General features: G+C 45.6%; 21 protein-coding genes and 5 tRNA genes. 4 read left to right on the top strand and 22 right to left on the bottom strand.

Annotated elements, in window-relative coordinates:
* Positions 1 to 123 precede the first annotated feature (123 nt).
* The 20 genes from rpsL to V8Z93_RS04215 form a co-directional block, all read right to left on the bottom strand.
* Entirely contained in the window at positions 124 to 504 is a 381-nt protein-coding gene (gene rpsL / locus V8Z93_RS04310) for a 30S ribosomal protein S12 (RefSeq protein WP_006848839.1), read from the bottom strand.
* A gap of 239 nt (positions 505 to 743) precedes the next feature.
* Positions 744 to 1,067, bottom strand: coding sequence for a DUF3467 domain-containing protein (locus V8Z93_RS04305; RefSeq protein ID WP_203041075.1), 324 nt, complete (start codon positions 1,065 to 1,067; stop codon positions 744 to 746).
* Positions 1,068 to 1,262: 195 nt separating this feature from the next.
* Positions 1,263 to 5,597: a DNA-directed RNA polymerase subunit beta' gene (gene rpoC / locus V8Z93_RS04300; protein WP_203048900.1), complete on the bottom strand. Its 4,335-nt coding sequence runs from the start codon at positions 5,595 to 5,597 to the stop codon at positions 1,263 to 1,265.
* 31 nt (positions 5,598 to 5,628) lie between these two features.
* On the bottom strand, positions 5,629 to 9,441 hold the full coding sequence (gene rpoB, locus V8Z93_RS04295; protein ID WP_439432497.1) for a DNA-directed RNA polymerase subunit beta: 3,813 nt from the start codon (positions 9,439 to 9,441) through the stop codon (positions 5,629 to 5,631).
* A 111-nt stretch (positions 9,442 to 9,552) separates the two neighbouring features.
* A complete protein-coding gene (gene rplL / locus V8Z93_RS04290; RefSeq protein ID WP_089543935.1) occupies positions 9,553 to 9,930 on the bottom strand; it encodes a 50S ribosomal protein L7/L12 in 378 nt (125 codons plus the stop codon).
* Between the two features lie 56 nt (positions 9,931 to 9,986).
* Positions 9,987 to 10,505 carry a 50S ribosomal protein L10 gene (gene rplJ / locus V8Z93_RS04285; RefSeq protein ID WP_203041072.1) on the bottom strand — a complete coding sequence of 173 codons (519 nt, stop codon included), beginning with the start codon at positions 10,503 to 10,505 and terminating at the stop codon, positions 9,987 to 9,989.
* Positions 10,506 to 10,523: 18 nt separating this feature from the next.
* Positions 10,524 to 11,216, bottom strand: coding sequence for a 50S ribosomal protein L1 (rplA, locus tag V8Z93_RS04280; protein WP_439432496.1), 693 nt, complete (start codon positions 11,214 to 11,216; stop codon positions 10,524 to 10,526).
* Positions 11,217 to 11,237: 21 nt separating this feature from the next.
* Positions 11,238 to 11,678, bottom strand: coding sequence for a 50S ribosomal protein L11 (rplK, locus tag V8Z93_RS04275; protein WP_118311603.1), 441 nt, complete (start codon positions 11,676 to 11,678; stop codon positions 11,238 to 11,240).
* A 62-nt stretch (positions 11,679 to 11,740) separates the two neighbouring features.
* Positions 11,741 to 12,283, bottom strand: a complete 543-nt coding sequence (gene nusG, locus V8Z93_RS04270; RefSeq protein WP_203041070.1) for a transcription termination/antitermination protein NusG — start codon at positions 12,281 to 12,283, stop codon at positions 11,741 to 11,743.
* A 12-nt stretch (positions 12,284 to 12,295) separates the two neighbouring features.
* Complete coding sequence (gene secE, locus V8Z93_RS04265; RefSeq protein WP_089543940.1) at positions 12,296 to 12,484, bottom strand: preprotein translocase subunit SecE; 189 nt, start codon at positions 12,482 to 12,484, stop codon at positions 12,296 to 12,298.
* A gap of 16 nt (positions 12,485 to 12,500) precedes the next feature.
* Positions 12,501 to 12,573: transfer RNA gene (locus V8Z93_RS04260), tRNA-Trp, on the bottom strand.
* A 62-nt stretch (positions 12,574 to 12,635) separates the two neighbouring features.
* The gene (gene tuf, locus V8Z93_RS04255) at positions 12,636 to 13,832 is read right to left on the bottom strand and encodes an elongation factor Tu (protein WP_089543941.1); all 1,197 of its coding nucleotides are present in this window, start codon (positions 13,830 to 13,832) and stop codon (positions 12,636 to 12,638) included.
* A gap of 90 nt (positions 13,833 to 13,922) precedes the next feature.
* A tRNA-Thr gene (locus tag V8Z93_RS04250) sits at positions 13,923 to 13,994 on the bottom strand.
* A 13-nt stretch (positions 13,995 to 14,007) separates the two neighbouring features.
* Positions 14,008 to 14,080, bottom strand: a tRNA-Gly gene (locus tag V8Z93_RS04245).
* 12 nt (positions 14,081 to 14,092) lie between these two features.
* Positions 14,093 to 14,174: transfer RNA gene (locus V8Z93_RS04240), tRNA-Tyr, on the bottom strand.
* Positions 14,175 to 14,191: 17 nt separating this feature from the next.
* A tRNA-Thr gene (locus tag V8Z93_RS04235) sits at positions 14,192 to 14,265 on the bottom strand.
* 100 nt (positions 14,266 to 14,365) lie between these two features.
* A complete protein-coding gene (gene hpf / locus V8Z93_RS04230) occupies positions 14,366 to 14,665 on the bottom strand; it encodes a ribosome hibernation-promoting factor, HPF/YfiA family (protein WP_203041069.1) in 300 nt (99 codons plus the stop codon).
* A 23-nt stretch (positions 14,666 to 14,688) separates the two neighbouring features.
* Positions 14,689 to 15,573 (bottom strand): tyrosine-type recombinase/integrase, encoded by an 885-nt coding sequence (locus tag V8Z93_RS04225; RefSeq protein ID WP_439432495.1) that lies wholly within the window; start codon positions 15,571 to 15,573, stop codon positions 14,689 to 14,691.
* A 104-nt stretch (positions 15,574 to 15,677) separates the two neighbouring features.
* On the bottom strand, positions 15,678 to 15,869 hold the full coding sequence (gene rpsU / locus V8Z93_RS04220; protein ID WP_006848852.1) for a 30S ribosomal protein S21: 192 nt from the start codon (positions 15,867 to 15,869) through the stop codon (positions 15,678 to 15,680).
* A gap of 139 nt (positions 15,870 to 16,008) precedes the next feature.
* Positions 16,009 to 17,796, bottom strand: coding sequence for an aminopeptidase P family protein (locus V8Z93_RS04215; protein ID WP_439432494.1), 1,788 nt, complete (start codon positions 17,794 to 17,796; stop codon positions 16,009 to 16,011).
* A gap of 303 nt (positions 17,797 to 18,099) precedes the next feature.
* Here V8Z93_RS04215 and V8Z93_RS04210 point away from each other — a divergent pair, with 303 nt between their 5' ends.
* The 4 genes from V8Z93_RS04210 (at position 18,100) to V8Z93_RS04195 (ending at position 22,189) form a co-directional block, all read left to right on the top strand.
* A complete protein-coding gene (locus V8Z93_RS04210; protein ID WP_203041066.1) occupies positions 18,100 to 19,092 on the top strand; it encodes a malate dehydrogenase in 993 nt (330 codons plus the stop codon).
* 220 nt (positions 19,093 to 19,312) lie between these two features.
* A complete protein-coding gene (locus V8Z93_RS04205) occupies positions 19,313 to 20,167 on the top strand; it encodes a DUF3737 family protein (protein ID WP_439432493.1) in 855 nt (284 codons plus the stop codon).
* A 241-nt stretch (positions 20,168 to 20,408) separates the two neighbouring features.
* Positions 20,409 to 21,611 carry a MalY/PatB family protein gene (locus tag V8Z93_RS04200; RefSeq protein WP_203041064.1) on the top strand — a complete coding sequence of 401 codons (1,203 nt, stop codon included), beginning with the start codon at positions 20,409 to 20,411 and terminating at the stop codon, positions 21,609 to 21,611.
* A gap of 53 nt (positions 21,612 to 21,664) precedes the next feature.
* The gene (locus tag V8Z93_RS04195) at positions 21,665 to 22,189 is read left to right on the top strand and encodes a nitroreductase family protein (protein ID WP_118311611.1); all 525 of its coding nucleotides are present in this window, start codon (positions 21,665 to 21,667) and stop codon (positions 22,187 to 22,189) included.
* Positions 22,190 to 22,334: 145 nt separating this feature from the next.
* Here V8Z93_RS04195 and V8Z93_RS04190 read toward each other — a convergent pair whose 3' ends face one another.
* Positions 22,335 to 23,627: a 3-deoxy-D-manno-octulosonic acid transferase gene (locus V8Z93_RS04190; RefSeq protein WP_439432821.1), complete on the bottom strand. Its 1,293-nt coding sequence runs from the start codon at positions 23,625 to 23,627 to the stop codon at positions 22,335 to 22,337.
* Positions 23,628 to 23,735: 108 nt separating this feature from the next.
* On the bottom strand, positions 23,736 to 25,253 hold the full coding sequence (gene gltX / locus V8Z93_RS04185) for a glutamate--tRNA ligase (protein ID WP_218411747.1): 1,518 nt from the start codon (positions 25,251 to 25,253) through the stop codon (positions 23,736 to 23,738).
* Positions 25,254 to 25,346: the final 93 nt, after the last annotated feature.

Raw genomic sequence — 25,346 nt, 5'->3', positions numbered from 1 at the left:
AGTATTTACTCAACCTGTTACTTCTCCAGCAAAACGTTTAAAAAATAATCTTTTTTACCTAGAACTCCCGACCTTCTCCGACCGTGAGTTTTTGGATTTTAATTTTTGTCCGGATTGAAGGAATTACTTCTTAGCCTTTGGACGCTTAGCACCGTACTTAGAACGACGCTGTGTACGGTTTGCAACACCTGCAGTATCAAGAGTACCACGAACGATGTGATAACGTACACCAGGAAGGTCCTTAACACGACCACCACGAACCAATACGATTGAGTGCTCCTGCAAGTTGTGACCCTCTCCTGGGATGTAAGAGTTAACCTCCTTAGAGTTTGTCAAACGAACACGGGCAACCTTACGCATTGCCGAATTAGGCTTCTTAGGAGTTGTTGTGTAAACACGGACACAAACACCACGACGCTGTGGACATGAATCCAAAGCTGGTGACTTGCTCTTGTCTACCAAAACTCGTCTGCCTTTTCTTACTAACTGTGAAATAGTAGGCATAATTTTACTTTTTAATTTATTATTTTGTTTTTATTATTGTCTTATTTCCGTATAAGCCACCACATTATGGGGCTTTCGGGGTGCAAAGTTACGATTTTTTCGGCAAACTACCTAATAATAAAAGTAACTTTTGAAAAAGGAAGGCAAGTTTTAACGTTATATAACTATTAAAAACAAATATTATAAAGAAAAAGTAGTATTCAGCGGAAAATTTAGTCTTAGCACGTATGCTTTATCAATTAAGCCTCACCTTTTGGAGTACCGAATGGAGCGATGGTACGCTCTTGCTCATCGGCAATCTTAATCTTACCAAAAGTCTGCTCGTAATTGTAGATATTACCCTGCAATGCCTGAAGCAGACGCTTAGCATGTTCTGGTGCCATGATAACACGGCTCTTAATCTGGGGCTGTGGCATTCCTGGGAGTGCACATGCAAAATCCAAAATGAAATCAGAACTTGAGTGAGTAATCAAAGCCAAATTTGAATAGGTGCCTTCTGCAACCTCTGGCTTGATGCCCATCTGAAACTGACTCTGCTCTTGATTATTCTTATTTTCTTCCATAATTATATTAAGTTAATAGGGTTAAACTTCTTTTGATGATGCAAATTTACACATAAAATCTGAAAAAAACAAATAATTTCATACTTATTTTTAAATCAGCACTCAAAAAAGACAAAGAACTGCCTACAAAGCAAAGAGCCATAGATGAATCATCACCTATGGCTCTATACCTTATTATATATACTCTATATGGTATTAATCAACGATTGGTGAATCACCATAGTCGAGTACTGTCTTTCTATTAGCCTGCATGCGCTCGTATTCTTCCTTAGAGCCTACAATCAGCTTATCCCACTGACGAAGACCTGTACCTGCAGGAATCAAATGACCGCAGATTACATTCTCCTTCATACCCTCAAGGTAATCTACCTTACCACGGATGGCAGCCTCATTCAAGACCTTAGTGGTCTCCTGGAAGGAAGCAGCACTCATGAAGCTCTTAGTACCAAGAGCAGCACGGGTAATACCCTGAAGAATCTGAGTTGATGTTGCAGCTACGGCATCACGAACCTGAACAAGTTTCTTGTCACGACGCTTCAAAGCTGAATTCTCATCACGCAACTTGCGTGCTGTGATAATCTGACCTGGCTTGAGTTCAGTACTGTCACCAGCGTTGGTAACAACCTTCTTACCCCAGATACGGTCATTCTCCTCTGCGAAGTCGAGCTTGTCAACCAACTCCTGCTCCAGGAATGTAGTATCACCTGGATCGTCGATACGAACCTTACGCATCATCTGACGAACAACCACCTCGAAGTGCTTATCGTTGATAGCCACACCCTGGAGACGATAAACGTCCTGAATCTGGTTAACGATATACTCCTGAACTGCGGTAGGACCCATGATAGCGAGGATATCGCCTGGAGTTACGCTACCATCAGAAAGAGGTGTACCAGCACGAACGGCATCATGCTCCTGTACCAGAATCTGCTTAGAGAGTGATACGAGATACTTCTTCTGGTCACCAGTCTTTGAGGTAACGATGATTTCACGGTTACCACGCTTTACCTTACCCATGGTTACCTCACCATCGATTTCTGATACGACAGCAGGGTTAGATGGGTTACGAGCCTCAAGAAGCTCGGTTACACGTGGAAGACCACCGGTGATATCACCTGCACCACCTACGGCACGAGGAATCTTAACAAGCACCTCACCTGTCTTGATAGTCTGACCATCCTCAACAACAAGGTGACCACCTACAGGGAAGTTGTAAGTACCAATTACCTCACCATGAGCATCGATTACATCACAAGATGGAACCATTGCCTTGTTCTTTGAATCAGTGATAATCTTCTCCTCCAAACCTGTAGTCTCATCGACCTCGGCACGGTAGGTCTGATCCTTCTGGACGTCATTGAACTTCAATGTACCAGCATACTGGCTGACGATAACGGCGTTGAATGGGTCCCAACGGGCAATCACAGTATCCTTCTCTACTACTTCACCCTCCTTGTGATACAAAGAAGAACCATAAGGAACATTCAACGTTGCAAGGATGATATTGGTATTAGGATCAACGAAACGGATTTCAGCCAAGTGGCTTACTACCTTCTCACACTTGATATCGTTGCCTTCCTCATCTTCCTCTACGAATGGAACAGTGCTCAACTCATCAAACTCGATACGAGACTTATTCTTCGCTGCAATCTTAGCATTGGCAGCAGCGTTAGATGCAATACCACCGGCGTGGAATGTACGGAGAGTAAGCTGAGTACCAGGCTCACCGATAGCCTGAGCTGCGATGACACCCACAGCCTCACCAAGCTGAACCATACGGGCTGTAGCCAAGTTACGACCGTAACACTTCATGCAGACACCCTTCTTGCTCTCGCAGGTAAGTACTGAGCGAATCTCTACGCTCTCGATAGGTGACTCGTCAATCATCTTAGCCTTAGCCTCTGTGATTTCCTCACCCGACTTAACGATCAGTTCACCAGTAGTTGGGTGAATGATGTCATGTACAGAAACACGACCCAGGATACGCTCGTAGAGAGAAGAGATGATTTCATCACCATTCTTCAAAGCTGTGCAAACCAAGCCACGCAATGTACCACAGTCTGTTTCAGTAATAATCACGTCATGTGATACGTCTACAAGACGACGGGTCAAGTAACCAGCATCGGCAGTCTTCATTGCGGTATCAGCAAGACCCTTACGAGCACCGTGAGATGCAATAAAGTACTCCAACACAGACATACCCTCCTTAAAGTTAGAAAGGATAGGGTTTTCAATAATCTGCGCACCCTCGGCACCAGCCTTCTGAGGCTTAGCCATCAAACCACGCATACCAGACAACTGCTTAATCTGATCCTTAGAACCACGGGCTCCGGAATCAAGCATCATGTAAACGGCATTGAAACCCTGGTCTGCCTCGGTCATCTCCTTCATCAAGATGTTACCCAAGTCGGTGTTCACGTGAGTCCACGCATCAATCACCTGGTTGTAACGCTCCTTGTTGGTGATGAATCCCATGTTATAGTTGTTGGTGATTTCCTCAACCTCCTTGCGGCCACGCTCAACGATAGTCTCCTTCTCTGGTGGGATGATGATATCGCCAAGGTTAAATGACAAACCTGCCACGTAAGCCATGCGGTAACCCAAGTTCTTGATACCATCGAGGAACTCACATGCCTCAGCCATACCTACAGCCTTGATAACATTTGAAATCAAACCGCGGAGAGTCTTCTTAGAGATGACATCATTGAAGAAGCCCACCTCATCAGGGATGATACCATTTACGATAACTCGACCTACAGAAGTCTCGACCATACGCTTCTGAATCTTACCATCAACCAAGTCGTCAACGATAACCTTTACCAGAGCGTGAAGGTCACAACGGCCCTCATTACGGGCAATCAAAGCCTCCTCAGGACCATAGAATGTCAATCCCTCACCCTTAGCACCTGGGCGAATCTTAGTAATATAGTAGAGACCAAGCACCATATCCTGAGAAGGAACGGTGATAGGCGCACCATTAGCAGGGTTCAGAATGTTGTGGCTCTGGAGCATCAGGATCTGAGTCTCCAAAATAGCCTCATTGCTCAATGGAAGGTGAACAGCCATCTGGTCACCATCGAAGTCGGCGTTGAACGCTGTACATGCCAATGGGTGCAACTGGATAGCCTTACCCTCAATCATCTTAGGCTGGAAAGCCTGGATACCGAGACGGTGAAGTGTAGGGGCACGGTTCAACATAACCGGATGACCCTTCATTACATTCTCCAGGATATCCCAAATAACTGGCTCACGGCGATCCACAATCTTCTTGGCACTCTTCACAGTCTTTACGATACCACGCTCAATCAACTTACGGATGATAAATGGTTTGTAAAGCTCTGCAGCCATCAACTTAGGAAGACCGCACTCACCCATCTTCAGCTCAGGACCAACGACGATAACCGAACGAGCAGAATAGTCAACACGCTTACCCAAGAGGTTCTGACGGAAGCGACCCTGCTTACCCTTCAAAGAGTCAGAGAGTGACTTCAATGGACGATTGCTCTCACTCTTCACAGCAGAGCTCTTACGAGAGTTGTCGAACAAACTGTCTACAGCCTCCTGCAACATACGCTTCTCGTTACGGAGAATAACTTCAGGAGCCTTAATCTCAACCAATCTCTTCAAACGGTTGTTACGGATAATAACACGACGATAGAGGTCGTTCAAGTCGGATGTGGCAAAGCGACCACCATCCAGTGGTACCAAAGGACGGAGCTCTGGTGGAGTAACAGGGATGATCTTCATCACCATCCACTCAGGCTTGTTGATACCCTTGCTGGCACGGAAGCCCTCTACTACATTCAAGCGCTTCAAAGCCTCAGTCTTACGCTGCTGGCTAGAATCGTTATTAGCACGGTCGCGAAGCTCGTAAGACAATGAATCGAGGTCTACATTCTGCAACAACTGATAGATTGCCTCAGCACCCATCTTGGCAATGAACTTGTTTGGATCAGAATCATCCAAGTTCTCGTTGTCACCATTTGGGTCATACTTGTCGAGGATGTCCATGTATTCATCCTCTGACAAGAGATCAAGCTTGGCAGAACCAAGCAAAGGAAGACCGTCGGCATCTACCTTACCCTCGAGAATACCTGGCTGAATCACTACATACTTCTCGTAGTAGATAACAGCATCAAGCTTCTTGGTTGGCATACCCAAAAGGTAACCAATCTTATTTGGCAGAGAACGGAAATACCAGATATGAGCTACAGGAACAACAAGTTCGATATGACCAGAACGCTCACGACGAACCTTCTTCTCAGTAACCTCAACACCGCATCGGTCACAAACGATTCCCTTATAACGGATGCGCTTGTACTTTCCGCAGGCGCACTCGTAGTCCTTGGTAGGACCAAAAATGCGCTCGCAGAACAAACCGTCACGTTCCGGCTTATATGTACGATAATTAATGGTTTCAGGCTTAGTAACCTCACCATACGAATTTTCCAGGATCTCCTCTGGCGAAGCGAGACCGATGGTAATCTTCGTAAAATTATTCTTTACCTTTGTATCTTTTTTGAAAGCCATGTTTCTTTATCTTAATTAGGGGTTCTCAAAATTAATCAAGTTTGATGCTCAAGCCAAGGCCGCGAAGCTCGTGGAGCAATACGTTGAGTGACTCTGGAATGCCAGGTGTTGGCATTGGGTCGCCCTTAACAATTGCCTCGTATGCCTTGCTACGTCCAACAACATCATCCGACTTAATGGTCAGAATCTCCTGCAATACGTGGCTAGCACCGAATGCCTCGATGGCCCAAACCTCCATCTCTCCGAATCGCTGACCACCAAACTGTGCCTTACCACCAAGTGGCTGCTGAGTAATCAGAGAGTAAGGACCGATAGAACGTGCATGCATCTTATCCTCAACCATGTGACCTAACTTCAAGAAGTAGGTCATACCTACGGTAGCTGGCTGGTCAAACTGCTCACCTGTCTCACCATCATAAAGGTAAGTAGAACAGAAGCGTGGCAAGCCTGCCTTATCTGTCCACTCTGAGAGGTCTTCCAACTTAGCACCATCAAAGATAGGAGTAGCGAACTTAACGCCCAACTTCTTACCTGCAGCACCGAGAATACACTCGAAGATCTGTCCAAGGTTCATTCGAGAAGGCACACCCAATGGGTTCAATACCATATCTACAGGGCGACCATCAGCCATAAACGGCATATCCTCAAGACGTACCACCTTAGAAACGATACCCTTGTTACCGTGACGACCGGCAAGCTTATCACCTACTTGGATCTTACGCTTCTTCGCGATGTATACCTTAGCCATCTGGAGAATACCAGAAGGAAGCTCGTCACCGATAGTAATAGCAAACTTACGACGCTTCAACTCTGCATCAAGCTGCTTGTACTTGCGGATATAGTTCATGATCAGACGCTGAATCAAAGTATTTGTATGATCATCATCTGTCCAACCATTAGACTGAACACCATCGTACTCCAAGTTTTTCAAAGCTGCTGCTGTGAATGTGCTACCCTTAGTGATGATTTCAACACCTGAGTAATCCTTCACACCCTGAGAAGTCTTGTCCTCAGTCAGAGTGAGCAACTTATCAACCAGGATATCCTTCAAGTCATCGCCCTTAGCCTCGTACTCCTCATCAATCTTGGCAAGGATAATCTTATCCTGCTTCTTAGACTCACGAGTCTTAACGGCACGAGAGAACAACTTCTTGTCGATGACAACACCACTCAATGATGGATTAGCCTTCAAGGAAGAATCCTTCACATCACCAGCCTTATCACCGAAGATGGCACGGAGCAACTTCTCTTCTGGAGAAGGATCACTCTCACCCTTAGGAGAAATCTTACCGATCATGATGTCGCCTGGCTCAATACGCGCACCAACACGTACGATACCGTTATCGTCGAGATCCTTTGTTGCTTCCTCACTTACGTTAGGAATATCAGAAGTGAACTCCTCTACACCACGCTTTGTCTCACGTACATCGAGAGAATACTCATCCACATGAACTGAGGTCAAAACGTCATCACGAACCATACGCTCAGAAATAACGACAGCATCCTCATAGTTGTAACCCTTCCAAGGAATGTAAGCAACCAGCAAGTTTCTACCCAAAGCCAGCTCACCGTTCTCGGTAGCATAACCCTCTGTCAGGATATCACCAGCCTTAACGCGCTGACCCTTGTTACAGATAGGACGCAAGTCGATGGTCATATTCTGGTTGGTACGACGGAACTTAGGAATGCGATACTCCTTCAAGGCAGGCTCGAAGCTGACGAACTCATCATCCTCTGTGCGATCATAAAGGATACGGATGGTTGTAGCATCAACATACTCGATAACACCCTCGCCTTCTGCGGTAATCATTGTACGTGAATCCTCACATACCTGCTTCTCAAGACCGGTACCTACGATAGGTGCATCATTGTGAAGCAATGGCACTGCCTGGCGCATCATGTTACATCCCATCAACGCACGGTGACCATCATCGTGCTCCAAGAATGGAATCAGACCTGCAGAAACAGATGCAATCTGCTGTGGAGAAACATCCACATAGTCAACGTCTGATGGTGGAACCACTGGATAATCAGCATCCTGACGGCACTTAACGACGTCACGGATGAAGGCACCATCCTCTGTCAAAGGCGCATTACCCTGACCGATGATCTTAGCTTCCTCATCCTCAGCTGTCAGATAAACAACATCATCGTTGTCCATATCCACTGTGCTGTCGCTAACCTTACGGTAAGGAGTAACGATGAAACCGAGGTCGTTGATCTTTGCATACATACAGAGTGAAGAAATCAAACCGATGTTAGGACCTTCAGGACTCTCGATAGGACAAAGACGACCATAGTGGGTATAGTGAACGTCACGAACCTCGAAACCTGCACGCTCACGAGACAGACCACCAGGACCAAGGGCAGAAAGACGACGCTTGTGAGTTACCTCAGCCAATGGGTTTGTCTGGTCCATGAACTGTGACAATGGGTTTGTACCAAAGAATGAGTTGATAACGCTAGAGATTGTCTTGGCATTGATCAAATCTGTTGGAGTAAACACCTCGTTGTCGCGAACATTCATACGCTCACGGATGGTACGGCTCATACGTGCCAAACCAATAGAGAACTGGTTAGCCAACTGCTCACCAACGGTGCGTACACGACGGTTAGACAAGTGGTCGATATCGTCGACGGTAGCACTTGAATTGATGAGCTGAATCAAATATTTGATAATCTCGATGATATCGTCCTTCGTCAATACGCGGACATCCATATCGGTATCGAGACCTAATTTCTTATTAATACGGTAGCGACCTACCTCACCCAAATCGTAACGCTTGTCAGAGAAGAAGAGGTTCTGGAAAACTTCGCGTGCACTGGCATCATCGGCAGGATCAGCATTACGCAACTGACGATAGATGTAAGTAACAGCCTCCTTCTCAGAGTTACTTGGGTCTTTAGCCAAAGTATTGAAGATGATAGTGAACTTGCTGGCAGCCTCTTCGTCCTTATGCAGGAGCACGGTAGTAGCACCACTCTCAACAATCTCCTCAATATTATCGGCAGTAAGCTCAGTCTCACGCTCCATGATTACCTCGTTACGCTCGATAGATACAACTTCACCAGTATCCTCGTCAACGAAGTCCTCATTCCAGCTCTTCAAGACACGAGCAGCCAATTTACGACCGATGGCAGCCTTCATATTCTTCTTGTTCACCTTCACCTCCTCAGCGAGGTCAAAGATCTGGAGAATATCCTTATCCTGCTCATAACCGATGGCACGGAGCAAGGTAGTAACAGGCAACTTCTTCTTACGGTCGATGTAAGCATACATCACATTATTGATGTCAGTAGCAAACTCAATCCAGCTACCCTTGAATGGGATGATACGTGCTGAATAGAGCACAGTACCATTCGCATGCACGCCCTGACCAAAGAACACACCAGGAGAACGGTGCAACTGAGAAACGACAACGCGCTCAGCACCATTGATTACGAATGTACCATTGGCGGTCATGTAAGGGATAGTACCCAAGAACACATCCTGGATGAAAGTACCGAAATCCTCGTGATCAGGATCCGTACAATACAGCTTCATCTTAGCCTTCAAAGGTACGCTATATGTAAGACCACGCTCCAGGCACTCATCGATGGTGTAGCGAGGAGGGTCAATATAGTAATCCAAGAACTCAAGAACGAAATTGTTACGTGTATCGGTGATAGGGAAGTTCTCAGAGAACACCTTATACAAACCGTCATTCTTGCGTTCCTCAGGCGGAGTATCCAACTGTAAGAAGTCCTTAAAAGACTTTAACTGCACATCGAGGAAATCCGGATATGGGTACGGATTATGAACGCTGGCAAAATTTACTCTGTTATCAACAATTTTTGTAGCCATTAGAAGTTATTAAATGGGGTTTTATTAACATGATAATAAAAGACACAAAAAGGTTAGGACTCGCCTACCAGGAGAATCCTAACCATTATGTAAGAGATGTAATTAATCTAATTACTTGAGCTCTACCTTAGCACCAGCCTCTTCGATAGCCTTCTTAAGGTTCTCAGCCTCGTCCTTAGATACACCCTCCTTGATTGTAGAAGGAGCACCGTCTACGAGATCCTTAGCCTCTTTCAAACCGAGACCGCAAGCCTCCTTAACAGCCTTAACAACCTGGAGCTTAGCGCCACCAACCTCAGCGAGGACTACGTCGAAAGAAGACTTCTCCTCAGCTGCAGCTGCACCACCAGCAGCAGGACCAGCAGCTACAGCTACAGCTGCAGCAGCAGGCTCAATACCATACTCGTCCTTGAGGACTGTTGCCAACTCATTAACTTCCTTAACAGTAAGATTTACTAACTCTTCTGCAATAGCTTTGATATCTGCCATTTTATTCTAAATTTTTATTTTGTTTATACTATTAAATTTGATAACATTGTGATTGATTACTCAGGACGCTCGCCCAATGTCTTAAGCACACCGTGAATAGTGTTGCTTCCTGATTGAAGAGCAGAAATAACGTTCTTTGCTGGAGACTGGAGCAAAGCAACAACCTCTGCGAGAACCTCGTTCTTGCTCTTGATTGCTGAAAGTTCTGCGAGCTTGTCTGCGCCAACATAGAAACCTTCCTCTGCATAAGCAGCCTTCAATGCTGGAACGCCGTCCTTCTCGTACTCTTTCAACAACTTAGCTGGTACGTTAGCTACGTTAGTGAACATAACTGCTGTAGTACCCTTCAAGCTGCCATAAAGCTCAGAGAAATCGATGTCTGAAGCCTCGAATGCCTTGTGAAGCAAGGTATTCTTAACAACAACCATCTTAATCTCACTCTTGAAACACTTGCGACGAAGATTACTTGTCTTCTCTGCATCCAATCCTGTAACGTCTACAAGATAGAAATGAGGGAACTCCTGAAGCTTCTGTCCAAGTTCGGTGATGATAGTATCTTTAACTTCTTTCTTCATTTTACAAAACTTTTAGAGTTATTCAACTGATTTAGGATCAATCTTGATACCCTTACTCATAGTGCTTGAAATAAAGATACTCTTGATATATGTACCTTTAGCAGCAGCAGGCTTCAACTTGATAACAGTATTGATGAACTCCTTAGCATTTCCGTAGATCTGCTCAGCTGTCATGCTAACCTTACCGATTGAAGTGTGGATAATACCAGCCTTATCAACCTTAAAGTCAATCTTACCTTGCTTTACTTCCTTAACTGCCTTAGCAACATCCATAGTTACAGTGCCGCTCTTAGGGTTAGGCATCAATCCACGAGGACCGAGAACACGACCCAAAGGACCAATCTTACCCATGCAAGATGGCATTGTGATGATGACATCAATATCTGTCCAACCACCCTTAATCTTCTCAACATACTCGTCGAGACCTACGTAGTCAGCGCCTGCTTCCTTAGCAGCAGCTTCCTGATCAGGAGTACAGAGTGCGAGCACGCGAGTAACCTTACCGGTACCGTTTGGCAATGAAACAACGCCACGAACCATCTGGTTAGCCTTACGTGGGTCAACACCTAAGCGTACATCAATATCAAGAGAAGCATCAAACTTGGTAGTGGTAATTTCCTTTACCAACTCTGCAGCTTCCTTCAATGTGTACACCTTCCCTGCTTCAACCTTATCAGCTACTGATTTTTGATTTTTTGTCAGTTTACTCATTTTTCTAATTGAAGTTTTAAATTATTTACCAGGGAAGTCTCCCTTTACAGTAATACCCATACTTCTTGCAGTACCAGCGATGAGCTTCATAGCTGACTCTACAGTAAAGCAGTTCAAGTCCTTCATCTTGTCCTCAGCGATTACCTTTACCTGATCCCAAGTAAGGGTAGCAACTTTCTGACGGTTAGGCTGAGCAGAACCTGACTTGATCTTAGCAGCCTCTTTCAACTGTACTGCAGCAGGTGGAGTCTTGATTACGAAATCGAACGACTTGTCAGTGTAGTATGTAATAACAACTGGCAATACCTTACCTGCCTTGTCCTGGGTACGGGCGTTGAACTCCTTGCAGAATCCCATGATATTAATACCTTTAGAACCCAGAGCAGGTCCTACTGGAGGTGAAGGATTTGCAGCGCCACCTTTAATCTGTAATTTGATTAATCCAGCAACTTCTTTAGCCATTTTTTTTGTTAATATTTAAAATTGAAACTTATAAAAGGACTTCAAGTTCTCGTAACAGAACCCTATTCCTTTTCTACTTGCATAAAACCTAATTCCAATGGAGTTTTACGTCCAAAGATCTTAACCGTAACTTTCAGCTTGCGCTTCTCCAAGTTAACCTCTTCGATAACGCCGCTAAAGCCACTGAATGGACCTTCCATCACCTTGACTGTATCATTAACCAAGTATGGACAATCGAGATTCTCCTCAAACTCAGTCTCTTCTACAGAACCCAACATGCGATTGATATCGCGCTGTGGTACAGGAGTCGGTTCATCCAATCCTCCAAGGAAACCCAAAACATTTGGCATGAAGCGCAAAGTATGCGCCACATCACCCTTCAGTCTTGCCTCAACAAAAACGTAACCAGGAAGAGAGACCTTTTCCTTAACGACCCTCTTACCATTACGTACAGATGCATGCTTCTCGAGTGGAATTAACACCTGAGAAACATTTGCTGCAAGTAAATCATTGTGCTTCATTTCAGCCTCGATGTATTCTTTCACCTTGGCTTCCTTGCCACTAGCGGCCTTGAGCACATACCATTTATTTCCTGTGTCTGCCATTTCCTTAAAAAATTAACCTGGATAAACTACACCCATAAAGGCTTTGAATACAGAATCCATCGCGAACACAACTAATGCAATGACTAGGGAAGCAGATAATACAACCATTGCACTATGAGTTAGTTCGGCACGTGATGGCCAAGTAGTCTTATGCGCAAGTTCATCGTAACATGCCTTGCAATAACTTACTATTTTATTCATATTATCTTCTATTTAGCACGGGTTGAAGGGCTCGAACCCTCGACACCTGGTTTTGGAGACCAGTGCTCTACCAACTGAGCTAAACCCGTAAGTTGACTTCCGCCTCCGCAGAAGCGGAAGTCATTATATAGTAAATCTAGAAAATTCTAAATTACTTGATATCGTCGAGGATTGATGTAATCTGACCAGAACCTACTGTACGACCACCCTCACGGATAGCGAAACGGAGACCCTCGTTCAAAGCAACCTTGTAGATCAACTCTACCTCAATCTCTACGTTATCACCAGGCATTACCATCTCAACTCCCTCTGGAAGCTTGATCTCACCTGTACAGTCCATAGTACGGAGATAGAACTGAGGACGATACTTGTTACCGAATGGTGTATGACGACCACCCTCTTCCTTCTTCAATACGTAGATAGAAGCCTTGAAGTGATCGTGAGGAGTAATAGCACCTGGGTGTACAACTACCATACCACGCTTAACCTCTGCCTTATCAATACCACGGAGAAGCAAACCTACGTTATCACCTGCCTCACCCTCAGCGAGTACCTTGCGGAACATCTCAACACCAGTGATGACAGACTTCTTATCCTCACCAAGACCGAGCAACTGAACTTCGTCACCTACCTTGCAACGACCAGTCTCGATACGACCAGTAGCAACAGTACCACGACCTGTGATTGAGAATACATCCTCGATAGGCATCAAGAATGGCTTGTCAACCTCACGCTCAGGCTCCTGAATCCACTCGTCAACAACGTCCATCAAGTGCTCAACAGACTTAACCCACTTCTCAACACCGTTCAAAGCGCCGAGAGCAGAACCGCGTACGATTGGAGTATCCTCCTCATAACCGTACTGCTCGAGGATCTCATGAAGCTCCATCTCAACGAGCTCAAGCATCTCCTCATCGTCAACCATATCGCACTTGTTCAAGAAAACAACCAAGCGAGGTACGTTTACCTGACGTGCAAGAAGTACGTGCTCACGTGTCTGTGGCATAGGACCATCAGTAGCAGCACAAACCAAGATAGCACCATCCATCTGAGCAGCACCAGTAACCATGTTCTTTACATAGTCAGCGTGTCCAGGACAGTCAACGTGTGCATAGTGACGCTTTGCTGTCTCATACTCGATGTGAGCAGAGTTGATAGTGATACCACGCTCTTTCTCCTCAGGAGCATTATCAATCTGATCGAATGACTTAACTGCCTCAGATGTACCGAGCTTCTCATTCAATACCTTAGAGATAGCTGCAGTAAGAGTAGTCTTACCATGGTCAACATGACCAATTGTACCAATGTTTACATGCGGTTTGGTACGCACGAATTCTTCTTTAGCCATAGCTTTTTCTTTTTATTTATATAAATGAATAATCAATTAATTAATATATTGTTTTTAATCTTTTCTACCCATCCTTTCGGACTTGAGTAGAGCTGTAACTGAGAGTTGAACTCAGGACCTCTTCCTTACCAAGGAAGTGCTCTACCACTGAGCTATTACAGCATTTAAAACATTGAGCGGAAAACGGGGCTCAAACCCGCGACCCCCAGCTTGGAAGGCTAGTGCTCTATCAACTGAGCTATTTCCGCTTATCAAGGAAGTGGGTGGTGATGGATTCGAACCACCGAAGGCATAGCCAGCAGATTTACAGTCTGCCCCATTTGGCCACTCTGGTAACCACCCTACTTTCTTTTCCTTTGAGCCTCTTGTCGGATTCGAACCAACGACCCCGAGATTACAAATCACGTGCTCTGGCCAACTGAGCTAAAGAGGCAATCTTCACAGCCGCATTACGGCTAAGTTTTCGACCTATCGGAAAACGGCTGCAAAGATACTACATTTTTTTGAATCCACCAAATTTTTCGGCGATTTTTTTATCTATTTCTTGATTTTTCTTTAAATTTGGTCAATTGAACCTTCATTGAGTCCACTGCCTGGTCAATTCCCTCCTCAAAAGTATCACATGTCTTCTCAACGAACAATGTCGTTCCTGGGACCGTAACTTCCAAGTGAACTTCCTTATTAAGAGCAGTAGCTGGCTTAACGACCTTCAGTTGCACCTCTACTTTCTGTATATCTTCATAAGTTTTTTCTAACTTGGCGACTTTCTTCTCGATAAACGCCTGTAACTTCTCGGTAGCGTCGAAATGAATCGACTGAATCTTAATTTCCATAGTGACCTCCAATTTTTAAAAGGTTACGCCCTTGGATGGGCTTCATTATACACTCGTTTTAATTGCTCGAACGTTGTATGCGTATAAATCTCGGTTGTCGAGATGCTCGCATGCCCAAGCAGCTTTTTCAAATTTTCAATACCTACATGGTGATTCAGCATTGCCGTAGCAAATGAATGTCTCAGCACATGCGGGCTTTTCTTCTTCAACGAGCAGACCCTTGAAAGGTTACTCCTCACGATATCTTGAACATTCCACGGATTCATACGTGTTCCTTTATCAGAAACTACGAGTGCAGGAGTCTTCACTTCCACACTTGCATCACGTAGCCGTCTAAACTCAAGAAGAGTATTTTTAAGCTCGTCGCCGAATGGCACTATACGTTGCTTGTTCCCCTTACCGGTAATCTTGATTTCCGAAGTAACGAAATTCACATCTTTATCATCCAGATTAACCAGTTCTGATAATCGCATCCCGGTTTCATAAAACAATATTATAATAGTACGCGCACGTACATTATTATAATCGTCGCCCCATGCCTGCCTGTCGAGGAGTTCATCCATTTCGCTTTCCTTAACGAACTGCGGAAGTGGCTTTTCCTTCTTGGGCCCCTTGATGCTATACACTGGATCTGACTCAACATAGCGTCTTGCCAGAGCAAACCGATAGAAAGTTTTCAGAGCACTGAGCCGTCTACTGACCGTGGCTGCTGAATTTCCCTTATCCATCATGCTTTCCATCCAATCCCGAACCATGTCGGAATCAACGGTCTCCCAGGAGAACGAATCAGACAAGTCTTTGGCAAACTTCTCGAAGTGTTTTAAATCATCCCGATAGCTTTCCACCGTCTGTTGCGACCTATTCAGTTCGCTACTCAAGTAATCCAAAAACTTGTCTACATTCAACATACTAGTTGCACTTATTTCTTTTCGGCAACGAAAGTACGAAAATTATTTGAAACTACCAAATTTTTTGAGGTTTTTTTAATATTATTCCTCAAAAAAGAGGAAAATTACTCCTCGTTAGCGCGCAACTGCTGTACGTAGATGGCGTGTTCCATCTTGAGACGCTTCAAAACAGATGGCTTGTCGTACTGCTGACGAGCACGCAATTCCTTAACAACACCTGTCTTTTCAAACTTTCTCTTAAACTTCTTGAGAGCTCTCTCGATGTTCTCACCGTCCTTAACTGGTACAATAATCATTTTTTTGCTTTTTAATTTATTATGTTAAACTTATGTTATTTCTAGCGAAAAGGGCATACTGCCACAATTTGCGGGTGCAAAATTACATCTTATTTTTCAGATAACCAAGAAATTAGACGTTTTTTTTGCTTTAACCCCTTCATTTTATGAGTTTTGTCGCATTTTTCAGCCAAATTTGCTCTTCTTCATCAAGATAAGGAGCCAATTTTGCATAAACTTCAGCATGATAGCTGTTCAGCCAGTTCAATTCTTCAGGAAGCAGCATATCCACGTCAATAGGGGCTGTATCTATCGGACAGAGCGTAAGAGATTCCATCTGCAGGAATTTACCGAACTCCGTCTCCATATAGTCCTTAATCAACAGGGTGTTCTCTATTCTCACACCAAACTTGCCTGCCAGATAAAGACCAGGTTCATCCGTCACAGTCATACCGGCACGAAGCGGAGCTGGCATATATTCCATTCTCACCTGATGAGGTCCCTCATGCACATTCAGATAAGAACCTACTCCATGTCCCGTGCCATGCAGGAAGTTGAGTCCTTCTCTCCACATACACTCTCTTGCCAGTGCATCGAGCTGGGTTCCGGAAGCGCCATCAGGGAACTTTGCCAATTCCAGCTGTATGTGTCCCTTGAGAACCAGGGTATAGATATGCTTCATTTCCTCTGTCACCGGTCCCAGGGCTATGGTGCGGGTAATATCCGTGGTTCCATCCTGATATTGAGCACCCGAATCCAAGAGCAAAAGTCCTTCCGGCTTCAGCGGTGCATCCGTTTCGGCTGAAGCTTCATAATGAACGATGGCACCATGAGCCTGGTATCCCGCAATCGTATCAAAGGAAATATCACGGAACTGCTCCTGCTCTGCACGCAAGGAGGTCAACTTTCTATCGATAGACATCTCCGTCTGTCCTCCAGCCTCAACAGCCGGAACCAGCCATTTCAGGAATTTAACCATGGCTACGCCATCACGAAGCATCGCTCTGCGATAGCCCGCAATTTCAGCCTCGCACTTCACAGCCTTCATTGCCGGGATAGGAGAAGTCTTAGCCACTATTTCCTGGCACTTCACCGTCTTCCAGAGATAATAACTTGTTTCGTTGCCATCCAAAAGAATATTATACTCCGAATACTCCTTCAACCCATCTTCCACCTTATTATAATTATATAGGGATACACCATGAGCCTCCAGATAAGCACGCACCTCGGCGCTCACCTTAGCCTCATCCACAAAAAGAGACACCTTATCGGACGCTATCAGGAGATAGCTAACAAACACAGGATTACAATGCACATCCGTGCCACGCAGGTTCAAGGTCCATGCGATGTCATCCAAGGCGGAAACCAGCATGCCGTCAGCATGATAAGTTCTCAAAGCCTTTCTGATGCGCTGGATTTTAGAAGTTGCATCTTCGCCTGCATATTCCAAAGGCTGAATTTCTACCGGATTCTCAGGAATAGAAGGACGGTCTTTCCATATTTCCGCCAAAGGATCCAGGTTAGTACGCATCGTGATACCTCCTGCCTTGCGCAAATCTGAAATCAAGCTAGAGGTTGCTGCATAGGAATTCACCCATCCATCCAATCCCACTTCAGGAGAAGCAACATCAGCCAACTCCTTTCCCAGCCACTCAGCAATAGAAGGAGTTCCCGGAATTCTCAGCTTCATCAACTGGAACTCAGTTCCATGCAACTGTTCTTCTGCCGCAAGGAAATAGCGGGAGTCGGTCCACAGCGCAGCAGAAGTCATGGTAACCACAGCAGTTCCTGCCGAACCGTTGAAGCCTGAAATCCAAGCCCTACCCAACCAATGGTCTGCCACATACTCACTCTGGTGAGCATCCGTACTAGGGAAGATGAACGCAGCAAGATGTTCGCGCTTCATCACTTCCCTCAAGCTTGCCAATCTTTGATTAATATTGTTCATGAGTACACATTATTATATTATACATTTCATTTTTATAGCCATAAATTCCCCTGGAAAGAGAAATAAATATGGCATTTTGCTAGTTAGAGATTACAAAGATACGAATTTTAAGAATTAATCACAAATTTAAGCGGAAATAAATGCACGTTTTACATTACTTTTTAGTAATTTTGCGGTCGGAAAGCCAAAAGAGCGAGATTTACGGTCTTTTTATCCGATGACTTTCCACAAAACAAAAGCTGCAAGAGCTTGCAGCCCAATAGACAAGAAATTTATAAACATCTTTAATAAAATATTGTAGTTATGGAATTTTTAACAAATGACAAACTCGTTATCGTCGGTGCAGGCGGTATGATCGGTTCTAACATGGTACAGAGCGCTTTGATGCTCGGTCTTACTCCAAACATCTGTCTTTATGATATCTTCGAGCCAGGTGTACATGGTGTATTCGATGAGATTCAGCAGTGCGCATTCCCAGGCGTAAACGTTACTTATACAGTAAATCCTGAGGAGGCTTTCACTGGTGCTAAATATATTATCTCTTCTGGTGGTGCTCCTCGTAAGGAGGGTATGACTCGTGAGGACCTCCTCAAGGGTAACTGCAAGATCGCCGCTGAGTTCGGTGACAACATCAAGAAGTACTGCCCAGAGGTTGAGCACGTAGTTGTTATCTTCAACCCAGCAGACGTTACAGCTTTGACAGCCCTCATCCACTCTGGTTTGAAGCCAAATCAGTTGACTTCACTCGCTGCTCTCGACTCTACCCGTTTGCAGCAGGCTTTGGCTCTCGAGTTCGGTGTACAGCAGGATAAGGTTACTGGTGCTCACACTTACGGTGGTCACGGCGAGCAGATGGCAGTATTCGCTTCTCAGGTTAAGGTTGACGGCAAGCCATTGTCTGAGATGGGTCTTTCTGACGAGCGTTGGGAGGAGATCAAGCACCACACAGTACAGGGTGGTTCTAACATCATCAAGCTCCGTGGCCGTTCTTCATTCCAGAGCCCAGCTTACAACGCTGTTAAGATGATCGAGGCTGCTATGGGTGGCGAGAAGTTCACATTGCCAGCAGGTTGCTACGTTAAGTGCGACAAGTGCGGCTTCAAGAACGTAATGATGGCTATGCCTACTACTATCGACAAGACTGGTGTTCACTTCACAGAGCCTACAGGTACAGAAGAAGAGCTCGCTAGCCTCGCTAAGTCTTACGAGCACCTTTGCAAGATGCGCGATGAGATCGTAGAGCTTGGCATCGTTCCTCCAGTAGCTGAGTGGAAAGAGATGAACCCTAACTTGTAATTCTCCACTTCGGATTTTTAGAAGTTAACTCGATAAGGGCTGAATCGTGAAAATGCTTCATGATTCAGCCTTTTTTTGATTTCTCATCCATCCCAAATGCCCTATTCTAGGCAAATACGCCAAATAGTTACATTTTTCAGTAGAGTAGGTTATACGACTTTGGCATTATTTTTGTATTTTTGCAAACAGAAATAATAATCAAGAAAGGATAAAAGAAAATATGGAACTGATAAAGAACAAATCATTCGGCGGCGAACGCCCTCTTTTTGGTGCGCATGACGTACGCCTGGAAGATATTACGATTACAGATGGCGAATCGGGCATCAAGTGCTGCAAGAACATTGAATGCCATAACTCCAAGTTTTATGGCAAATACCCTTGGTGGCATGTGGACGGTTCCCTTATCACAGACTGCTACTTCGCTCCAGAAAGCCGTTCTGCCATCTGGTATAGTGATAATATGGTAATGAAGGACTGTACCATCGATGGTCCAAAATTCTTCCGCGAAATGAAGAACCTGGAACTGGAGAATGTGAACCTCACCGATGCTGACGAGACTTTCTGGAAGGTAGATGGTCTGAAACTGAAGAACGTAAAGCTCCACGACGGCACCTATCCATTCATGTTCTCCAAGAATATCTATGTAGATGGATTGGAGAGCGACTCCAAGTATGTATTCCAATACTGCAGCAACGTGGAGATTCACAATGCCAAGATTACGACTAAGGACAGTTTCTGGGAGTGCGAGAATGTGACGGTTTATGATTCAGAACTGAATGGCGAATATCTCGCCTGGCACAGCAAGAACATCAAGCTGGTGCGTTGCCACATCAGCGGCGAGCAGCCTCTCTGCTATATGGATCATGTGACATTGGAGGATTGCACCTTTGACAAGGAATGCGACCGTGCCTTTGAAGATTGTACCATTATCGATGCGCACATCAAGGGAGCTATTACCAATATCAAGAACCCTATTTCCGGAAGAATCGAGGCAGACGAAGTGGGAAGCGTAACCTACACTGAGTTTGCCAAGGCACCTAAGGGAGCATGTGAAATCATCGACCATTCGAAATAGCAGAAGCATTCATTGCGATTCTGTATTCCCTTAAACAAAATAAGCATTGCCTTTAAGGAAAAATGTTCGTAGTATTAAGAGAAATCTCCGTTCAACGACGCTGAACGGCGGTTCAACGTCGTTGAATGTACGTTCAGCGTCGTTGAATATACATTCAAGGTCGCTGAACAGAGATTTCAAATAGGGAAAAAGAGATTTATCCTATGGGCAATGAAGAAATAGCATAGATAGATAATAAAATATGAAATACAATTTTGATGAAATCATCGAACGCCGCGGTACCAATTCCTACAAATGGGATCTGGTAAAGGAAGACGGCGTTATTCCGATGTGGGTAGCAGACATGGATTTCCAGACTGCTCCCTGCATCATCGAAGCCCTGCAGAAGCGCGTGGCTCACGGCATCTTCGGCTACACCCTCGTACCGGATTCTTATTACGAGGCAATCGTCAGCTGGTTCGCACGCCGCCACCAGTGGAACATCGAGAAAGACTGGATTCTCTATACTTCGGGCGTAGTGCCAGCCATCTCCTGCTGCCTGAAGGCAATCTGCATGCCAGGCGAGAAGGTTTTGGTGCAGACTCCTGTGTACAACTGCTTCTTCTCCTGCATCAAGAACAGCGGCTGCGAAGTAGTGGAAAATGAATTGAAACGTGTAGGCAACTGCACCTACGAAATCGATTTCGAGGATTTCGAGCGCAAGTGTGCCGACGAGAAGACCACCGCCTTCATCCTCTGCAATCCTCACAACCCAGCTGGAAGAGTATGGAAGAAAGAGGAACTGGAGCGAATGAACGACATCTGTCTCAAGCACGGAGTAAAGGTCATCGCAGATGAAATCCATTGCGAACTCATCATGCCAGGCTACCAGTATACTCCATTTGCAAGCATCAGCGAAGCTTGCCGCGACAACTGTGTGGTACTGAACTCACCATCAAAGTCATTCAATATTGCCGGACTCCAGATTGCCAACATCATCTGTCCGGATGCAGCATTGCGCCGCCGCATCAACCGTGCCATCAACATCAACGAAGTATGTGATGTTAATCCATTCGGTGTCATCGCTCTCCAGGCTGCCTACAACGAGGGTGAGGAATGGCTCGACGAACTGAACCAGTATCTCTACGAGAACTATCAGGCAGTAAAGGAATTCTTCAATTCTGAGTTGCCGCAGGTTCGCGTTACCCGTCTTGAGGGCACTTATCTGGTTTGGCTCGACATCCTGCCATTCGAGTTATCAAGCGACGAGGCTTACGAAAAGCTGATGAATGACGGCAAGGTGTTCGTCAACAGCGGTACGATGTATGGAAGAAAGGCTGGTCAGGGCTACCTGCGCCTCAACATCGCCTGTCCTCGCAAGACCCTGATGCAGGGGTTGATTCGCATCGCACGAGTTCTCAGCCAGTATATGGATGAAGAGGATTTGAGCGGATGCCCTGCATAAAAGAGAAAAGAAAGAGAAAAGATTTCTAAATACAATGTTTAAAACAAGATAACATGGAAAATGAAGTTTTAAAAGCCATCAAGGAGAGAAGAAGCATTCGTCGCTTCAAGGCTGACCAGATTACCGACGAAGAATTGAAGACTGTATTGGAGGCCGGCACATGGGCAGCAACAGGTCATGGTACCCAGGAGCCTTTCATCATTGCCGTTCAGAACCCTGAGGTTTGCGCACAGCTCCGCAAGATGAACGCAGACATCATGGGCGTAGAGAGCGATCCTTACTATGGAGCACCAACCATCGTCATCGTCCTGGCTCCTGAAAGCAATGTGAACGGAGTAAAGGATGGCAGCCTCATCTTGGGCAACATGATGCTTGCCGCCCACTCTATCGGTCTTTCTTCCTGCTGGATCAACCGTGAAGACGGCATGTTCGCTTCAGAAGAAGGCAAGAAGCTGATGAAGGATTGGAATCTCCCGGAAGGTCTGATGGGTGTAGGTGCCCTGGCATTGGGTTATGCTTCAGCTCATCCTCACACCGTGAAGCCTCGCAAGGAGGATTACTACCGCATCATCAAATAGGAAAAGCATAATACAAGCATGGAATGAAACAAATGGAATTCTATGCCAAACATCAAAAAAAGGTCTCATGGATTTTGAAAACCATGAGACCTTTTATTTTTATATATAAGATACTATATATTATATAATGTAATCCTTTTATTAACTATAATTCAATCTTTGCCAAAACCTTACCGGTGGCACCCGAAAGACTCGCTACGAAAGCTCCTGCCTTATCGCCAGCCTGCTTCAGGAAAGCCTCATCGTTCATCATGGAACTCATCAGCCCATCGAAGTCCTCATAGGTATTGATTTCAAAACCGCCACCCGACTTCAGCAAGCCCTGAGCTTCCTGGAATTTCTTATTGTTCGGACCAAAGATTACCGGCATATTCCATACAGCAGCCTCCAGGGTATTATGAATACCCACACCGAAACCACCGCCGATATAAGCCACATCACCATAATTATACATGCTGCTCAGCAATCCGAAGCAATCGATAATCAGCACATCAGCCTTGGCTGCTTCTTCTGGCGTAGTCTGCGTATAGCGCACTACCTTCTTATCATTCAAGAGAGAAAGAATCAACTTCAGATGTTCCTCAGCAATCACATGAGGTGCAATCAGCAGTCGCCAGTCCTTATGCTCATTGAAGAAGCGGATAAAGATTTCCTCATCAGGAGGCCAGGAACTACCAGCAACGAACACCTTATAGTCAGGATGATGAACAGCATTCTCCGAAGAAGAATCAGAAGAAGCCGAAGCATTTCCTTCCGACGTCGCCACCCCACTTCTGAAAGCCTCGCAGATAGGCAGATGTTTAGCCGCCTGCTTAATCTGGAGCACACGGTCGAAACGGGTATCGCCTACCACATCCACCTCCTTGATACCGATGCTTTCGAGCAATCGCTTGCTCTCCTCGTTCTGCACGAAGAAACGGGTGAAGCATTTCAGAACATTCGCATAGCTTCTGCCATACCACTTGAAGAACACCTGATCCTCACGGAAGATGCTGCTCACACTATAGGTAGGAATATTGCGATGCTTCAGGATATGAAGGAAGTTAGACCAGAATTCATACTTGATGAAGAAAGCCATCACCGGATGTACCAGACGAAGGAATCGGATGGCATTCAGGCGGGTATCCACAGGCATGTAGCAGATGATATCAGCCCCCTCATAGTTCTTGCGCACCTCATAACCCGAAGGAGAATAGAAGGTGAGCAAAATCTTATACTGAGGATAATCCTTGCGGATTTGCTCCATCAATGGTCGTCCCTGCTCAAACTCGCCGAGCGAAGCCGCATGAAACCAGATGTACTTGGCATTGGGATCCACCTTCTGCTTTAATATCTTGAAAGCCTCACGCTCGCCACGCCACATCTTGCGCACCTTTTCATTAAACAAGCTGGCGACGGCTATGCCCCAAAGGACGAAATAGATTACGATATTATAGATCATGATATTTCTTTATATTGGTTACTATCTATAAATACGTGAACTCTCTGAGGAAAATGCCGCATCGTCTGCCAGCCATTTCCCCAGAGAGATATTTATATCTGAAAATTAACCCAGAACTTCGATTGCCTTGCGAAGACGACGCAATGTCTCCTCCTTACCAAGGAAGGCAGAGATGTCGAACATGCCAGGACCCTTACCCTCACCAACGAGAGTCAAGCGGAAGGCGTTCATCACGTCACCGAGCTTATAGCCCTTGTCCTCTACCCACTTCAATACGATTGGCTCCTGACCCTCGATAGAGAAGTCCTCAATGCCCTCGAGCACCTCAGCGAGTTCGGTCATCTGCTGTGCAGAATACTCCTTCCAACGCTTCTTGGCGGTCTTGGCATCATACTCTGTAGGAGGGATGAAGAAGAATGAGCACAATGGCCACAACTCATAGACGAAGTTCACACGGTCCTTCATCATGTGTACCACCTGCTTTACTCTATCCAAAGTCTCCTCTACACCATTGTTGGCAACAATTGGTGCAAAGAGGTTGGCTATCTCATCATCACTCTTCTTGAGAATGTACTCGTGGTTGAACCAGATACCCTTCTTGAAGTCGAACTTGGCACCAGCCTTAGAGCAGCGGGAGATATCGAATGCCTTCACCAACTCGTCGAGAGAGAAGATTTCCTGCTCTGTACCTGGGTTCCAGCCGAGGAGCGCCAGGAAGTTGACCACTGCCTCTGGGAAGTAGCCACTCTCACGATAACCGGAAGAAACCTCACCCGTCTTAGGGTCGTGCCACTCCAATGGGAATACAGGGAAACCAAGGCGGTCGCCATCACGCTTAGAGAGCTTACCCTTACCCTCTGGCTTGAGGAGCAAAGGCAGGTGGGCGAAGCGAGGCATGGTGTCCTCCCATCCGAATGCCTGATAAAGAAGAACGTGCAATGGAGCACTAGGCAACCACTCCTCACCACGGATTACGTGAGAGATTTCCATCAGGTGGTCGTCTACGATGTTGGCCAAGTGATAGGTTGGCAATTCGTCTGCGCTCTTATAGAGAACCTTGTCGTCCAAGATGTCGCTCATCACCTTCACGTCGCCACGAATCATATCGTTGACGTGGATTTCCTGTCCTGGCTCAATCTTGAAGCGAACGGTGTACTGCTTGCCGTCGGCTATCAGCTGATCCACCTCCTCCTTAGAGAGAGTCAGGGAGTTGCGCATCTGCATACGGGTATGAGCATCATACTGGAAGTTCTGAATTTCGGCACGCTTAGCCTCCAACTCCTCAGGAGTATCGAAAGCGATGTAAGCCTTGCCATTGTCCAAAAGCTGCTGCACATACTTCTTATAGATGTCGCGACGCTCGCTCTGGCGGTAAGGACCATGCTCACCACCGAAGCTCACACCCTCATCAAACTGGATGCCCAGCCACTTGAAGGATTCCAGGATGTATTCCTCGGCTCCAGGAACGAAACGATGAGAGTCAGTATCCTCGATACGGAACACGAGTTCACCACCATGCTGGCGGGCAAACAAATAATTATAAAGGGCAGTACGAACACCACCGATATGCAATGCACCCGTTGGACTTGGGGCAAAACGCACTCTTACTTTTCTATCTGTCATGTCTTATTTTATAGCTAATTTTAAATTTTTCTGCAAATTTACATCTTTTTTTGCGATTATAATAGTTTTTTTTCGTATTTTCGCACTGTGAAT

It is taken from the genome of Segatella copri (assembly GCF_051861805.1).
GTDB lineage: Bacteria > Bacteroidota > Bacteroidia > Bacteroidales > Bacteroidaceae > Prevotella > Prevotella copri_M.
Note: the sequence above shows the minus strand (reverse complement) of the source record. Positions and strands in the feature narration are given on the sequence as shown.

What these genes read in the sequence shown, in the direction of transcription:
- rpoB (WP_439432497.1), bottom strand. Translation starts at nt 9,441, where the DNA reads ATGGCTACAAAAATTGTTGATAACAGAGTAAATTTTGCCAGCGTTCAT.
- V8Z93_RS04195 (WP_118311611.1), top strand. Translation starts at nt 21,665, where the DNA reads ATGGAAAATGAAGTTTTAAAAGCCATCAAGGAGAGAAGAAGCATTCGT.
- hpf (WP_203041069.1), bottom strand. Translation starts at nt 14,665, where the DNA reads ATGGAAATTAAGATTCAGTCGATTCATTTCGACGCTACCGAGAAGTTA.
- rpoC (WP_203048900.1), bottom strand. Translation starts at nt 5,597, where the DNA reads ATGGCTTTCAAAAAAGATACAAAGGTAAAGAATAATTTTACGAAGATT.
- V8Z93_RS04210 (WP_203041066.1), top strand. Translation starts at nt 18,100, where the DNA reads ATGGAATTTTTAACAAATGACAAACTCGTTATCGTCGGTGCAGGCGGT.
- V8Z93_RS04305 (WP_203041075.1), bottom strand. Translation starts at nt 1,067, where the DNA reads ATGGAAGAAAATAAGAATAATCAAGAGCAGAGTCAGTTTCAGATGGGC.
- rplK (WP_118311603.1), bottom strand. Translation starts at nt 11,678, where the DNA reads ATGGCTAAAGAAGTTGCTGGATTAATCAAATTACAGATTAAAGGTGGC.
- V8Z93_RS04225 (WP_439432495.1), bottom strand. Translation starts at nt 15,573, where the DNA reads ATGTTGAATGTAGACAAGTTTTTGGATTACTTGAGTAGCGAACTGAAT.
- rplJ (WP_203041072.1), bottom strand. Translation starts at nt 10,505, where the DNA reads ATGAAGAAAGAAGTTAAAGATACTATCATCACCGAACTTGGACAGAAG.
- rpsU (WP_006848852.1), bottom strand. Translation starts at nt 15,869, where the DNA reads ATGATTATTGTACCAGTTAAGGACGGTGAGAACATCGAGAGAGCTCTC.
- V8Z93_RS04215 (WP_439432494.1), bottom strand. Translation starts at nt 17,796, where the DNA reads ATGAACAATATTAATCAAAGATTGGCAAGCTTGAGGGAAGTGATGAAG.
- V8Z93_RS04205 (WP_439432493.1), top strand. Translation starts at nt 19,313, where the DNA reads ATGGAACTGATAAAGAACAAATCATTCGGCGGCGAACGCCCTCTTTTT.
- rpsL (WP_006848839.1), bottom strand. Translation starts at nt 504, where the DNA reads ATGCCTACTATTTCACAGTTAGTAAGAAAAGGCAGACGAGTTTTGGTA.
- secE (WP_089543940.1), bottom strand. Translation starts at nt 12,484, where the DNA reads ATGAATAAAATAGTAAGTTATTGCAAGGCATGTTACGATGAACTTGCG.
- rplA (WP_439432496.1), bottom strand. Translation starts at nt 11,216, where the DNA reads ATGAGTAAACTGACAAAAAATCAAAAATCAGTAGCTGATAAGGTTGAA.
- nusG (WP_203041070.1), bottom strand. Translation starts at nt 12,283, where the DNA reads ATGGCAGACACAGGAAATAAATGGTATGTGCTCAAGGCCGCTAGTGGC.
- gltX (WP_218411747.1), bottom strand. Translation starts at nt 25,253, where the DNA reads ATGACAGATAGAAAAGTAAGAGTGCGTTTTGCCCCAAGTCCAACGGGT.
- V8Z93_RS04200 (WP_203041064.1), top strand. Translation starts at nt 20,409, where the DNA reads ATGAAATACAATTTTGATGAAATCATCGAACGCCGCGGTACCAATTCC.
- rplL (WP_089543935.1), bottom strand. Translation starts at nt 9,930, where the DNA reads ATGGCAGATATCAAAGCTATTGCAGAAGAGTTAGTAAATCTTACTGTT.
- tuf (WP_089543941.1), bottom strand. Translation starts at nt 13,832, where the DNA reads ATGGCTAAAGAAGAATTCGTGCGTACCAAACCGCATGTAAACATTGGT.